8 protein-coding genes and 4 pseudogenes are annotated in these 14,662 nt (G+C 53.2%); 9 read left to right on the top strand and 3 right to left on the bottom strand.

Features of this window, described 5'->3' with window-relative positions:
• Positions 1 to 79 precede the first annotated feature (79 nt).
• From tnpA to N2597_RS33195, 4 genes and pseudogenes are all read left to right on the top strand, one after another.
• Complete coding sequence (tnpA, locus tag N2597_RS33210) at positions 80 to 442, top strand: IS66-like element accessory protein TnpA (protein WP_009996987.1); 363 nt, start codon at positions 80 to 82, stop codon at positions 440 to 442.
• Positions 439 to 787, top strand: a pseudogene (gene tnpB / locus N2597_RS33205) (IS66 family insertion sequence element accessory protein TnpB). Before tnpA ends, tnpB begins: the two are co-directional and overlap by 4 nt.
• 72 nt (positions 788 to 859) lie before the next feature.
• A complete protein-coding gene (locus N2597_RS33200) occupies positions 860 to 2,425 on the top strand; it encodes an IS66-like element ISRel19 family transposase (RefSeq protein ID WP_009996985.1) in 1,566 nt (521 codons plus the stop codon).
• Positions 2,425 to 2,622: pseudogene (locus tag N2597_RS33195) on the top strand (hypothetical protein); the annotation flags it as partial. The gene N2597_RS33200 and the pseudogene N2597_RS33195, both read left to right, overlap by 1 nt.
• On the opposite strand, the gene N2597_RS33190 reads toward N2597_RS33195, so the two are convergent.
• The gene (locus N2597_RS33190; protein ID WP_341356299.1) at positions 2,607 to 3,413 is read right to left on the bottom strand and encodes an IS5 family transposase; all 807 of its coding nucleotides are present in this window, start codon (positions 3,411 to 3,413) and stop codon (positions 2,607 to 2,609) included. The pseudogene N2597_RS33195 and the gene N2597_RS33190 sit on opposite strands and share 16 nt — an antisense overlap.
• 1,918 nt (positions 3,414 to 5,331) lie before the next feature.
• Between N2597_RS33190 and N2597_RS33185 the strand changes: the two genes are divergently transcribed.
• The 5 genes from N2597_RS33185 (at position 5,332) to N2597_RS33165 (ending at position 12,477) form a co-directional block, all read left to right on the top strand.
• On the top strand, positions 5,332 to 6,810 hold the full coding sequence (locus N2597_RS33185) for an alpha,alpha-trehalose-phosphate synthase (UDP-forming) (protein ID WP_011427379.1): 1,479 nt from the start codon (positions 5,332 to 5,334) through the stop codon (positions 6,808 to 6,810).
• A gap of 496 nt (positions 6,811 to 7,306) precedes the next feature.
• Positions 7,307 to 8,362, top strand: coding sequence for an NAD/NADP octopine/nopaline dehydrogenase family protein (locus N2597_RS33180; protein ID WP_011427380.1), 1,056 nt, complete (start codon positions 7,307 to 7,309; stop codon positions 8,360 to 8,362).
• Positions 8,363 to 9,416: 1,054 nt separating this feature from the next.
• Positions 9,417 to 9,722 carry a hypothetical protein gene (locus N2597_RS33175; protein WP_011427381.1) on the top strand — a complete coding sequence of 102 codons (306 nt, stop codon included), beginning with the start codon at positions 9,417 to 9,419 and terminating at the stop codon, positions 9,720 to 9,722.
• A gap of 579 nt (positions 9,723 to 10,301) precedes the next feature.
• Positions 10,302 to 11,404, top strand: a protein-coding gene (locus N2597_RS33170) for an IS3-like element ISRel21 family transposase (RefSeq protein ID WP_086005037.1) whose coding sequence is annotated in 2 segments (ribosomal slippage) — positions 10,302 to 10,563 and positions 10,563 to 11,404 — 1,104 coding nt in all. Because the reading frame shifts where the segments join, the coding sequence is not laid out codon by codon here.
• A gap of 236 nt (positions 11,405 to 11,640) precedes the next feature.
• On the top strand, positions 11,641 to 12,477 hold the full coding sequence (locus N2597_RS33165) for an IS5-like element ISRel20 family transposase (RefSeq protein ID WP_011427384.1): 837 nt from the start codon (positions 11,641 to 11,643) through the stop codon (positions 12,475 to 12,477).
• Positions 12,478 to 12,601: 124 nt separating this feature from the next.
• On the opposite strand, the pseudogene N2597_RS33160 reads toward N2597_RS33165, so the two are convergent.
• A pseudogene (locus N2597_RS33160) lies at positions 12,602 to 13,450 on the bottom strand (IS256 family transposase); the annotation flags it as partial.
• Between the two features lie 52 nt (positions 13,451 to 13,502).
• Positions 13,503 to 14,491 (bottom strand): annotated as a pseudogene (locus N2597_RS33155) (IS5 family transposase).
• Positions 14,492 to 14,662 lie beyond the last annotated feature (171 nt).

The raw sequence follows: 14,662 nt of genomic DNA, 5'->3' as shown, positions 1-14,662 counted from the left end.
CTGATCGGCCAAATCAGGCGATGTTCTGGCATTAGAACCAGCATTAGTGCTGACATTAATACCAGAACGAAGAGGTTTCATGGCTCGCATAGAGATCATGTCCGGTACCGAGCGCAGACGGCGTTGGTCGGACGAGGCGAAGCTGAGGATACTTGCGGAAGCTGATGAGCCCGGTGCTCGCATTGGCGATGTGGCGCGCCGGCACGACATTCATCCGGGCCAGATCCGCTTGTGGCGGCAATCATTCAACTATGCCGATCGGCCGACGGTGTTCCTCCCGGTGGAAATCACGGAGGAGGTTGGCGTAAGCCAGCCGTCTACCGCATCAACAAGGCCGACGATCGTTGAGATCTTGCTTCGAAACGGTCGGAGCTTGAAGGTTGCGGTTGACGTTGAGTTGAAGCTGCTTGGCCCGCTCGTCGCTTGCGTGGAGGCGGTATGATCGGCCCATCGGGGAATGTGAGGGTCTATCTGGCCTGCGGAGTGACCGATATGCGGCGTGGCATTGATGGTCTGTCCGCGCTGGTCGAGACGGTCGTGAGGGAGGCACCGGGCTCGGGCGCAATCTTCGGCTTTCGCGGAAAACGCGCGGACCGGATCAAGCTTCTTTGGTGGGATGGCCCAGGGGTTCTGTCTGTTCTACAAGATTTTGGAGCGCGGATACTTTCCCTGGCCGACGGCGAAAGAGGGTGTAGCGCACCTGACGCAGGCGCAGCTTTCGATGCTCGTTGAGGGGATCGATTGGCGACGCCCGGCGTGGACTTCCGCTCCCGGCCGAACGGGATAAAAGCTATATTTTGCAGGGGCATGGGAAGCTTAACGCTGGTGCGTCAGAGGCAAATCGGCTAGTTTCGCGGATATGGAAACAGCGCCGCTGGACAGTCAGGACGAGCTCAATACTTTGCGCGCACTCGTCGCGGAACAGGCGGCAAAACTTGAGAGCCAGGAAGCCGAGGTCATCAAGCGAGACTCCATAATCGGGCTTCTTCGCGCGCAACTGGAGCTTCTCCGACATCGGCAACATGGCGCGTCTTCGGAAAAGATCGACAGGAAGATCGAGCAATTCGAGCTGATGTTGGAGGAGATCGAGGCCTCCCGGGCCGAGGCTGAACAGCGCTCCGGGAAACCGCCTCTGCCGGAGTTGGACGACGCATCCGAGAAGCCGAAGCGCAAGCCTCTACCCGATGATCTCACCACCGAAGAACTGGTCTATGCAGCTCCCTGCAATTGCCCGACCTGCGGTGGCACTTCGTTCCTGAAGGCGGCCGACAGAGTGGTCCAGGTGCTGGAGCACGTGCCGGCGTCGGTCAAGATTGTCCGGCATGTCGAGAAGCGCATGATCTGCAGGGAATGCGATACGACAGTGGCTGGCGAGATGCCGACCTTGCCGATCGAGCGCGGCAAACCCGGGCCGGGGCTGCTCGCCCACATCATGATCGCCAAATTCGACGATCACATTCCCCTTTACCGCCTGTCAGAGATGTACGACCGGTTGGGGATAGACATCTCCCGATCCGTAATGGCCGACTGGGTCGGCCGGGTATCTGCATTGCTGACACCACTTGTCCTGTTAATCAGGGCCCATATCGCCGCACTCGACCGAATACATACGGACGATACCCCGGTCGATGTTCTCGACCCCGGGCGGGGCAAGACAAAAACCGGCAGGGTCTGGGTCTACATCTTTGACGGCAGTGGCTATCAATCCGCCACTCCCGCAGCCATTGCCTATTACTACAGCCCCGACCGCAGGGGCGCACATCCGGCTGATCACCTGGCAAGCTTCAGCGGCGTCATGCATGCCGACGGCTACGGGGGTTACAAGAAGCTCTATGGCAACCAGATCATTGAAGCCGCCTGCATGGCGCATGTGCGCCGCAAGTTCCATGATGTGATAAAGCTCAAGCCGTCTCCGATCGCTGAGGAAGCGCTGTCACGCATCGGCGCTCTCTACGATATCGAGAACCGTATCCGAGGCATGTCGGCTGACGAGCGGCGCACCCTGCGCCAACACCATGCTCGGCCTGTTCTGGACGAACTCAAGGCCTGGATCGAGGCGACACTCTCGACTTTGCCTCAGAAGCAGAGGCTGGCCGAGGCGATGCGATATGCCCTGTCGCGATGGGCAGCCTTAAGCGTCTACATCGACGATGGCCGTGTCGAAATCGACAACAACATCGCTGAACGAGCCATGCGTCCGCTTGGAATTGGAAGGAAGAACTGGCTGTTTGCCGGCTCGGACAAGGGCGGCGAGCGCATCGCCAACATCCTCACCATCATCGAGACGGTCAAACTGCAAGGCCATAATCCAGAGGTCTATCTGACGGATGTCCTGACCCGGATCCAGGATCACCCCGAAGACCGAATTGAAGACCTCCTGCCTTGGAACTGGACGCCGGCAAAAGCTCGATGCGAGGCCGCCTGATGGCGCGCTCGAGGTTCATCTACACACTCAGCCAAGTCGCCGGCATGATCGGCGAAAACCTCGAACTGATCGAAGAAGTGACCGCAAACTCGGACAACATCTCCGAAGGCGAACTGGTTTACGTCGGCGATGGCAGTGAAGACGGCACGAAGGGTCTGACCGAGAATGGCATCGAAGAACTTCAAAGCCTACTCGCGATTGAAGCGATTTGCGCCCATGCGGTTGCGCTTTCGATCGATTTCTCCCAATCCTTGGCGAGACGGCGGCAGCGTCCAAGCCAGGCGAAAGTCCTTTCCACCACCCATCTCTTGGGCAGGACGACGAAGCCCTTGGCGTGATCCGAACGCTTGACGATTTCGATCGTCCAGTCACCATGGCCGCTCATTGCTCGCCTCAACTTGGCTCCGGCGTAGCCACCATCGGCGAAGATGTGGCGCAGCCACGGAAAACGGCGGCGGATCGCCTTGAGGACATGGGGTGCGCCGTCGCGATCCTGTATGTCGGCAGCATGGATGAACACGAAGATCAGAAATCCAAGCGTATCGGTGACAATCTGACGCTTGCGGCCCTTAATCTTCTTGCCTGCATCATAGCCGGATATTCCGCCGCTTTGCGTGGCCTTGACGCTTTGGCTGTCGATAATCCCTGCCGTCGGTTGCGCCTCCCGTCCCTCGATTTCCCGCGCCGCCATCACCAGAAGCTGGTTGATGCTCTGCCACAGTCCGATCGCGCGCCAAGCATAAAAATAACCGCGCACTGTCGAAACCGGCGGAAAATCGCCCGGCAGTATGCGCCATTGGCAGCCGCTCGAGGCGATATAGAGGATCGCCTTCGCGACCGAGCGCATATTCGTCGTCCGACGCCGCCCGCCACGACGCGCTGGCGGGATCAGCGGTTTGATCAACGCCCATTCCCGGTCCTTCAAATCACTTGGAAAACGAAGCACGTCTCGGTTATGCTCACGGCGAGCGATAGCAGTCCAGCTCATCGAAACCCCATTTGATTTAGCACCAATAGGGAATCACAACTGCCTGTTATCGCTCAACTTCTTTTAAATCGGGCTCTCAGGCATTGGCAGGATATATCCTGATGTAAAACATCGTGTGAGTCTGGAAGGTCCACTTCCGGCTCATGTTTTACATCGGAGATGTCGCTTTCAGTCTATGTAACAAGGTTTTAAGTTCTTGCTAGACAGTGATGCGCCCTCCACCTCGCCACCGGCCGCTTCCATCGTGAGATACGGCGGCCGTACCCTTTCCAACTGTCCTTCGGTGGTGAATCCAGTAACAGAAAGCGACAGCACAATGGCAACAACCTGGTAACTAAGTGGGCTTGCCGCCTATTCCGTTTGTAAACATTGGAAAATTTCATTATCAATAAAGAAAGATATCAACGTGCCTGGCTTATATTAAACATTGAAAATAAAGACATCGCGCTAAACTTGCGAAATAACGTTAAATATGACAACTTCTACGAATAGCAATAAGAAGTCACACAGTGGCACAGGATCGACCATTCGTGGTCGGTGAGTTCGTAGCGGCGACGCGTCATAGAGGCTCCCTCATTCGGAAGCCTTGAATCACGACACGCGAAAAACGCCAAGCAATTTATGAGTTCGCTGCCTGGAATTGTCTGGTTTGCAATACGGAATTATTAGATGATAAAGTTTGAGTTCGAATATCAAAAGTGCTCAGTGCATAAAAAATTGCGACGCAATTCATACAAATATAAATTCTTTTCATTAGCCTGACCTGGCTTATTCATAAAACGAAACACGTAGACGGACCTCGCCACAAGGCCGAGACATAAACACGATAGCAAACGCTTACAAATCAAGGAAAAAATAACAACAGTCAAAAACTGACTGAACGAACACAACAATAGACCCAGGCCAACGTACGGCAACTTCGATCATGCGTTTACCGCCGGCCTACGGCTGGCCCATATCCGACCACGTCGATCGAGCCCGTCAGAGGTGCGTTCCGATCAACAGCGATGTACCATGATGGCCCGGGGGGCGGGTTGGCCGGAGACTTGTCCGACAGAGACGGGCTTCCACTCAACCGTCTAGTGCTCACACATTCCTCAACCTCCGCTTTGCTCATATAGATGTATCCGAGGTCAATCGCGGGTATACCCTTTGCAATTGAGTAGTTCGTCTTGGCGTTATAGAGCGCAGAAGTCAGAAAACGAGCAGACGCATTTGTGAGTTGTAAGGGGGTCCACGACGACGACGACATCGTGAGGAGGCAGATGCTGCAAGTCTACGTTGTGTGATGGAAGGACAAGGAGTTGTGATGGCTAGAATGACGAGGAGGGATATAAATAGGGGACGGATTAAGTCCTTCCAGCCGTTGCAAAGTGGGTTTTTAGCCGGGCGAACAGAATAATGGCCTTTGCATGCGCGAAGCGCTAAAGAATAAAAAACTAGGGCCCTTCGCGAGACCCAAACATGGCTTACCGTTGGAGAACGACAGAAAGCGACAGCGTTAGGTTATTCTTATTGGCCACGCTTTGAGATGGCGACGCTTGATGGCTTTTCGCAAAAGACAAGAGGTCATTGATATCGCCCCGCGAAGAGCCGCCGCGAAAGCTCAAGGGATTGACCCTGAACACTTATGATGCGTGGATGTGGAGGCCCAATAAGGAAGAGCGCCCCGTGGCGCAAACAGCCCGGTTAGAATGCCCCGCAGTCGCAATCAAACTAGAGCCACCAAATCGATTGAAGAGGCACAATGCGTCACGCGCAAGGCTTGGCTTGGCTTGGCAAGGTTTGGCTTGGCAAGGCTTGGCTGGATATATAGCTTTGTAGCCTTTCTTTGTTTGTATGTATAAATAAGATTACGTATAATGCGAAATTGTGGCGAGCATTTTAATAGTAGGATTTCAATAAATACATTTGAATTATGAAGTGTGTGAGGCCGCAAAACACACTTGGTTCATCTACGGTAAATTGTTCAGAATGCTGTGCGCTGACGGAGCATGAGTTTCTAGGATGCCCGGTCGACCCAATCGACACGCAGGGTCGTCTGATCGTAGTTTCCAACAGAATTCGCCGTGATGCGTCTCCTGGTAACAATTCAGGCGGGTTGGCCGTCGCCGTGAATGCTGCTTTGAAGTTGAGGGGAGGCATCTGGATGGGCTGGTCCGGAAATACTGACGCCGAGGCTACATCAACGAAAATGACTCGAGAGGGAAATGTAACGTACGTCGAAGTTGACCTCACCACCGCCGACGTCCGGGACTACTACAACGGCTTTTCCAATCAGACCCTTTGGCCTCTTTTTCACTCGTTTAAGGATCGTGCGGTTCTTAGCGAAGATTACGAGGTGGCCTACCGGCGGGTGAACGCCACCTTTGCGGAAATACTTTTTCCTTTGTGGCGTCCGGATGATGCAGTATGGGTGCATGATTACCACCTGATTCCACTGGCTGAAGAACTAAGGAAGCTAGGTTCCATAGGGCGTGTCGGTTTTTTTTTACATGTCCCGTGGCCGAAGTTCGAAGTGCTTCATGACGTGCCTGTACACAAGCTTTTGCTTAAAGCAATGTCCAGCTATGATGTGATAGGCTTTCAAACACGCAATGATTTGACAAATTTTTATGAGGCTGTGAATTGCTGCAATGAGGGTGGAAAACTAGAGAATGACGTTGTTCTCTTGTTTGGGCGGAGGATCAAACTGGGTGCGTACGCTGTTTCCATTGAAACCCTGAATTTCGCGAAGTCCGCTGCGGCTGCGGCGAAGCAGCCGTCGATGCGTCAAATGGTGGAAAGCTTGCAGGGGCAGACGCTGATTATATCAGTTGATCGCCTTGACTACACGAAGGGCATCCTGGAGCGTGTGAGGGCTTACGAAACGTTCCTTAAAGGTAACCCCTCGTATCTCAGGAAAGTGACTTATCTCCAGATCGCTCCCATATCCCGCTCCGACGTTCTGGAATATCAACAATTGCAAGCGGCGGTCGCGGAAGCGGTCGGCAAGGCAAATGGCGCAATCGGGACGGCGGACTGGACGCCTCTTCGCTATATCAATTCTGGTTCGTCTAGAGATGAGCTTGGCGCTCTTTTTAGGTTGGCGAGGGTTGGATTCGTAACGCCGATCAGGGATGGCATGAACCTCGTGGCGAAGGAATATATTGCAGCGCAAGACGCGGCCAACCCTGGCGTTTTAATTATTTCTGGGTTTGCTGGCGCCGCGCAAGAGCTTTCTGCGGGTATTATTGTAGATCCCCGAAATATTCAAAGTATGGCTCAGGCAATTGCAGACGCCTTAGAAATGCCGCTTACTGAGCGTAAAGATCGTTGGAGGAATATGATGACCTGGCTGTTGGAACACGATATCAACTACTGGACCAATACGTATCTTGATGACTTATTTAGCTAAAGCACTACTGTCATGGGACGAATATTATTTATTTATACGTTCATATGTATAACTCGTTGTGCTCAAAAGGCGAGACCCATGTAAAGATCAATACAGTATACATCGTCTGCCTGAGTCAAATTATTGGTATGAATTAGTTTCGCTAACTAGCTTCGTAATTTTCTTTATCTCTAGTGTATGGCTTATTTAATCTGAAATAATGTATCTATATTATTTGTTGTATAAATGGCGCATTTTGTTTCCAAAAGGCGATCTAAAAGACCCATGACTGCCTCCAAAAGACAGTCTTGAATCTGATTTGCTCACTTTTGGGAATCCCAAGAGTCCACGGCTTCTAGATCGTATGGTTGTGCGCCATTGTGATTGATGGGCCACTCCAAGACTTTAGCGCATAATGCGTAAGTGCTTACGTCAAAAATCCCTTTCATCGATTATAAATACGGAGTTTGGCAAGGGGAAATTCACATCTCAATCCTACAATCAAATTTCTCTAAATATGAAAGTCCTTATTATCGGCGCCGGTAATCTTGGAAACGCGTTCGCCGCGGACTTATCCAGCCGAAATCATCGGGTTTCAATTTGGACTCACCCCAGTCATCCCGGCAACAGCATCAAGATTGCCAATGAAGGGCTAGAAGCAAAGGGGGCTGTTGTTGGGCATTTCTACCCCACCATTCTCCCAGACCTTGGCCATGCCGTATCCGAGGCAGAAGCAATCATTGTTACCATTCCCGCTAAGGCCGGCGTTAAGGAAGAGCTGAAGGTCAGGCTGGCTGAACATGACCTCGCAAGCAAGATCCTTATATGGGTTCCCGGACTTTTGGCGAGCCTGGTTGGGGTTAAGCTAAGCACTGCTGCCACGTTTGAGGCGTCCAACTCACCTTATGGCTGCCGTATCGATGAAGGTAAGGCTTTCATTAAGGCCTTTAAAAAGGTGATTGAGATTGCCGCTTTCGATGCTGACAGTGAGACGGAGTATCGAAGTCAAGTCGAAGCTCTCTTTCCAAGTAGGCTTGAATGGCGTGCAAACATACTGGATGTCGCCATGCACAACACCAATTTCATCACTCATCCGGTGACCGTGATAGAGAACGCCCAGCGCATCCTGGCTGGTGAGAGCTTTCGCTTTTATAGGGACGGTATGACCCCCTCCGTCTGTGAGAAGATGGAGAAACTTGATGAACTCCGCATGTCCGTTATTGCGAAGTTCAATTTTGCAGGGATTAGCCACATCGGTCTGGTCAATCGTTGGTATGGAAGGAACGAGCCAAACTACCTCGCGTTTGCGCGCAATTCTCCCTCTCACAATGCCACGCTTGGAGTTCCCTCCGACATGCAGCACCGTTACCTTACTGAAGACTGCCGGATGCTCCCCTTTTACAGAGGCCTTGCAGAAAAGTTCGGTATCAACGCCGAGATCGCGGACTGGGTTTTGGCTCAAGCACGGGCTTTAGCCGGAGAGGACTTCGAAGAAACCGGACTGACCCTAGCTAAACTGGATATGGAGGGTCTCTCTGGGGATGAAATCGTCGCGAAATGGGGTGCAAATTAATCCAGAAGTACCGAAACACAATCTACGTTTGTGTTTTCGCGGAAGTTATAAGTGTTGTTATGCTCTACATTATGCGGTTATAGCCGCTCCCCGTAGTGTGATGATGGCGTTCAACCGAGCCCTAAGGCTCTAATGCATTATAAATGAAAGAACGCTAAATCGGATTGTACGTGGTTGTGATGTATCTGCTCGCTCTTATGTATAAATAAAGCGGCCTTTGTTATCGTTTTAATGTAAATCAACAAGATTGTGCGACTATCTTAAGTGTGAGTTACCATTCCGTGCTCCCCGTGAACTGCACCCTGATGCCGAAATTTTCGACTACGCGAAATCCGTTACCCTTAGAAAGCCAAATATTACGTAGATTTTGATAAAATAATTTCGGCAACGCTATTTCAATTTGAGCGGTTAAAGGTTGCGTGTTTGCAGCTGCCGACGGAGGGATACTGTAATAAAAAATCAAACACAGCTATTTAAATCAAGTGGAATTACAAAAACGTGTTCAACCAAAGTACCATAATCCATATATTTTATTCTTTGATAAGCCGCGTAGACTACCATCCCGCGAATACACGCTTTTGATTTGAGAAGGGTTAGTCCGTCAATACAGTCGGCTTCGACGAAAATATGCTAGGGATTACTTTGCTCCTGCAAACCGGACCTCACTGGGCATTTGAGCCCTGCCCTGACGTCATTCTCACGAAAATGGCTCGTCACCCGGTCTATAAATTCTTATCACTGACCAACATATTTGCCAAAAAGGCCGAAATTTCTTGCAATGTCTAGCCAATTTCCCGAAGCACCGTATCCTATAATTCGCGAGATGTTGGGGCAGCAGATGGCTTTTTTTGTCTGCTTGAACTCCGAAAAGGTAGGCCTGTACTTTAAATTTTCTGCCGTTTGCAATAGTGATTGAATATTTTGTACAGATCAAGTTCGCGGTCGATTGGGAACCTTTGGAGGAAAAACTGGCAAGCGAGAATAAAGATGCGCTCGTGGCAATGCAGAAGATCAAATCCATTAATATCGTCGAGTTGGCCGACAAGGGGTGGGGGTGGCTGACAACTTCAAGGAAAACGTAAAGGATGCCTATTCTATTGCTGAGCGGATTGCTCTGGGATATGAACCAGCGAGGGATAAGCCATTGCTTGATGCAGTCGGCAAACGAATCATGATATCGAAAGCTGTGCCCAATTACCCCCATATTGAAAATCTCGATCAACTGAAGACGTTCTTTATCTGGTTTAAACAAATCAAGAGTTTTGACAACGAGCCCGGTTGCGCCAGCGGGATCGCAAATTGTTTTACTTTTAATCATTATCTTGACGCGACAACTACAGCACAATCACTAACTCAATGATGACCGGTCTTACAGGTGTCCCGTGAACAAAACTGCGCTGTCATTTTCAAGTGACGACAATAAGATAAGGCAAAAAGTCTTGCGCCACGTGATTGTGCCCCACAAGCGTTTGGACGCGATAGGCGGGTTTCGTCCTGTGTGAGGTAAGCGCTGACGACAGAGCAGATAACCACTCCCCAATTGGTGCCTTTATTCACTGATTTTTGTGCAATTAATTATAGGGGCAATTTTCAAGCCAGTATTCCGAAAGTCTTTGAGTCACGTGATGCTCAATAAAACGATGGATTTATGCGCACGGCGCTGTCAGTAAGTCTCGTAAGCCATGACGATAGCACAGTGGAAGGCGCATATTTCAAAACTGGCGGCTTATCTTCGCTGGCAATAAGTGGACGTTCCATTTGCCGTCGCACCAAAGGGCCGCGTAACCCTGCCCTGTTTAACGAATGCGTGTTTGATCCTGATATGTCTAATTGGTTATAAAAGACGATCTTGGCGGGTGATCTGAACCCTTCAAACTGGACCAGTTTTGGTTAGAGTTTTCCGGTGCATTTTCCTGGCTGGGAAAGGGACCAGAAGACGATGAAAGCGTCGCAGTTTTCGGACGCTCAGAAGGCGTTCATTCTGAAGCAAGGTGATGAAGGCGTGTCGGTTGCTGAAATCTGCAGGAAGGCGGGGATCAGCCAGGCGACTTATTTCAACTGGAAGAAAAAATACGCGGGCATGCTGCCACCGGAGATGAAGAGGCTGAAACAGCTCGAGGACGAGAATTCGCGCCTGAAGAAGATCGTCGCGGATCTGACGCTGGACCGCGAGATGTTGCAGGATGTCATCCGCCGAAAGCTCTAAGGCCTGCTCGGAAGCGGGAGATGGTGAAAGGCATGTGCTGCGATTGGGCGATCTCGATCCGACGTGCTTGTGGAGCGTTGAACTTCGATCGATCAACTCACCACTATACCTCTCGCCGTGCTGATCAGGCCGGTCTGGAACGTCGTATTCGCGAGATCTGCGAGATCCGTGTGCGGTACGGCTATCGCCGCGTGCATGTGCTGTTGGAACGCGAGGGTTGGGGCACCAACATCAAGCGAACCTACCGCATTTACAGGGACTTGGGGCTACAGTTGCGGAACAAGACACCGAAGCGGAGGGTAAAGGCCAAGCTTCGCGAGGATCGGCACATGGCCGTCGGACCCAACGACGTCTGGGCGATGGACTTCGTCCATGACCAACTCGCAATCGGTAAGAAACTGCGCGTGCTGACGGTGGTCGACACCTTCTCGCGCTACGTGCCGGTGCTTGATCCACGTCATAGCTATAGAGGCGAAGACGTTGTGCAAACCCTTGAACGGGTGTGCCAAAAAGCCGGCTATCCGAAAACGATCCGTGTCGACCAAGGGACGGAATTCGTGTCGCGCGACTTGGACCTGTGGGCCTATTCCAAGGGCGTGACGTTGGACTTCTCACGCCCCGGCAAGCCAACTGATAATGCCTTCATCGAAGCGTTCAATGGCCGCTTCCGTGCAGAATGCCTGAACCAGCATTGGTTCCTGACCCTTGCGGATGCCCGCGAAAAGATGGAGGATTGGCGTAGATACTACAATGAGGAAAGACCTCATGGTGCGATCGGCAACAAGGTGCCGATCTCGTTGGTGAATTCAGGGTGCGCAACCAGCCCGCCTCCCTGAATAAAGCCGGAAAACTCTAGCATCCGGTGGTCCAACGTTTGGGAGCGGTTCAAAACCGCCGGGGCTCTAATCGCTGCCGGATGAAAGTTCGGTGGCAGGTGACGGGATATATAGCGACGTAGAGTTCGTTTGTCCGTATGTCCGTTTATCCCTAGGATTAGAGCCCGATTTAAAAGAAGTTGAGCGATAACAGGCAGTTGTGATTCCCTATTGGTGCTAAATCAAATGGGGTTTCGATGAGCTGGACTGCTATCGCTCGCCGTGAGCATAACCGAGACGTGCTTCGTTTTCCAAGTGATTTGAAGGACCGGGAATGGGCGTTGATCAAACCGCTGATCCCGCCAGCGCGTCGTGGCGGGCGGCGTCGGACGACGAATATGCGCTCGGTCGCGGAGGCGATCCTCTATATCGCCTCGAGCGGCTGCCAATGGCGCATACTGCCGGGCGATTTTCCGCCGGTTTCGACAGTGCGCGGTTATTTTTATGCTTGGCGCGCGATCGGACTGTGGCAGAGCATCAACCAGCTTCTGGTGATGGCGGCGCGGGAAATCGAGGGACGGGAGGCGCAACCGACGGCAGGGATTATCGACAGCCAAAGCGTCAAGGCCACGCAAAGCGGCGGAATATCCGGCTATGATGCAGGCAAGAAGATTAAGGGCCGCAAGCGTCAGATTGTCACCGATACGCTTGGATTTCTGATCTTCGTGTTCATCCATGCTGCCGACATACAGGATCGCGACGGCGCACCCCATGTCCTCAAGGCGATCCGCCGCCGTTTTCCGTGGCTGCGCCACATCTTCGCCGATGGTGGCTACGCCGGAGCCAAGTTGAGGCGAGCAATGAGCGGCCATGGTGACTGGACGATCGAAATCGTCAAGCGTTCGGATCACGCCAAGGGCTTCGTCGTCCTGCCCAAGAGATGGGTGGTGGAAAGGACTTTCGCCTGGCTTGGACGCTGCCGCCGTCTCGCCAAGGATTGGGAGAAATCGATCGAAAGCGCAACCGCATGGGCGCAAATCGCTTCAATCAGAATGCTCATAAGGCGCATCGCAAGGTATTGGATATACGAATGAACTTTTGAATCGGGCTCTTAGATATCTGGATAAAAAGATCGTGTCCACGGGAGTGGTGTAGCTGACGGCTGATTGCCGTGCTTTCCCGACATGGGTCGGAAGGGGATATCAGCGTGCCACAGCGGGGCAGGCTGATTTGGGGATCATCGCTCATTTGGGCCATGGTCTCAAGCATCAGATACCTGGCACGCTGGACGGCCCATTCGTCATTCTGTTCGAGCAGCAATGCACCGACGAGACGGACGATGGCATCGTCGTTCGGAAAGATGCCAACGACCTCAGTGCGGCGTTTGATTTCGCCGTTGAGGCGTTCAATTGGATTCGTCGAGTGCAGCTTTGCCCGGTGCTCTTTCGGGAAGGTCATGTAGGCGAGGACATCGTCTTCAGCGTCGTCCATGATGGTCGCGAGCTTCGGCACTTTCGGTCTGATCTGGTCGGCGACACTGCGCCATTGAGCGCTTGCTGCCTCCGGCGTCTCCTGGGCAAAGGCCGTCGCGATGAAGGCGGATACGACCCGCCTGCCGCTCTTTCCAGCATGCGCCAGCACATTCCTCATAAAGTGAACGCGGCACCTTTGCCAAGTGGCATTGAGAACCTTGGAAACGGCAGCCTTGATGCCCTCATGTGCATCGGAGACAACCAACTTCACCCCGCGTAGACCGCGGCGTGTCAGCCTGCGGAGGAATTCCGTCCAGATCGGTTCGGCCTCCGAGGTGCCAACTTCCATACCCAGGACCTCGCGCCGACCGTCGCTGTTGACGCCGACCGCGATAATGACGGCGACTGAGACGATGCGGCCGCCACGCCGGACCTTGAGATAGGTCGCGTCCACCCAGACGTATGGCCACTCACCTTCAATCGGCCTGTCGAGGAACGCCTTCACTTTGACGTCGATCTCTTCGCACAGGCGGCTCACCTGGCTTTTGGAGATGCCGCTCATACCCATGGCCTTGACCAGGTCGTCGACAGAACGGCGTTGGTGCAGCGATCGCCGTGTAAGCGGACGTCTGTCTTTGATGCCTTTGCTACTCGGTAGCTTGTCTGTACCGGACAGAATTCGGGCGTGCACATTCCAGCATTCGATTGAGGACGGCGCAGCCGATGGCGACCTCCGTCTGCTGGGCGCCGAATGAGCGTGCCCTTAGCCGGCGGCCGATGATCGATTTGTACCGACCGATCGCGGTCTCGACTAGCGATCGCTTACCATATCCCGTAGCGACTTGCCACTTCAACCGGCCATCGGCGTTAATCGCCGCAATGTGACGGTCTCTTTGGCGGGAGGGACCGGCGTCCGGCCGTTCTATCGCATTGGCGCGTGGTGGAATGACGACCGCCGCGTCAGGACTGTGTCCGGCGACGGCCTCATAGGTCGGGTTTCCGTCATAGGCGCCATCGGCCGTGAACTGATCGATCGGCATGTCGATCTGGTCGAGCAGCGGCTCCACCTGCGAGGCGTCGCCGGCATCCTGGTCCGTCATGGCGTGTGCGATGATGTCGCCGCTGTCGGCATCCAGCGCCAAGTGCAGCTTGCGCCATCCCCGACGGGATTTTGTTGCTTGCTTTTCTTCCAGCCATTGGCCTGCACCGTAGATCTGCAAGCCTGTACTGTCGATGAGGACGTGGAGGGTCCCTTGTCCGGGAGACGAAACTCCTGCCGTTTCTTTGGCGCTCTCGGTTTGCTTGCCCTCCGGCTCAGCGTCGTGTGATCGGGAACAGCGAGATCCAGGCCGATCAGCTTCAGCACCGACGAAACAAAGCCCTCCGTCTGTCGGAGACGCAGGCCGAAAACCAATCCCAGCGTCAAAGCAGTCTCGATCGCCAGATCGGAATAGCGTGGCTGGCCACCGCGTGTCGTCCGCTTCGGCGCCCACCAGGACGACAATGCCTCCGGCGAGATCCAAAGCGTCAGGCTACCGCGCCGACGAAGACCTGCCTCGTATTCCGCCCAGTTCGTCAGCTCCAACTTCATCTTGCTGATGCGATGGCGTCGGGAGGCGTTGTGTTTGAAAGGCATCGTTGCAAAGACCGGTTATTGCGATTGCCGACCACCTACGCCAATGCAATTAACGATCCACGCACCAACGCCCCAATCACCAAATCAGGGCAGAGGGCCCTCGGCAGAGGCATACATTGCATCCGTAACCCAATTAAACAATACTTCGCGGGAAGCGCCTGGTATCATGAT

It is taken from the genome of Rhizobium sophoriradicis, from assembly GCF_025200795.1.
GTDB classification, from domain to species: Bacteria; Pseudomonadota; Alphaproteobacteria; order Rhizobiales; family Rhizobiaceae; genus Rhizobium; species Rhizobium sophoriradicis.
This window is presented reverse-complemented; position numbering and strand designations above follow the sequence as displayed.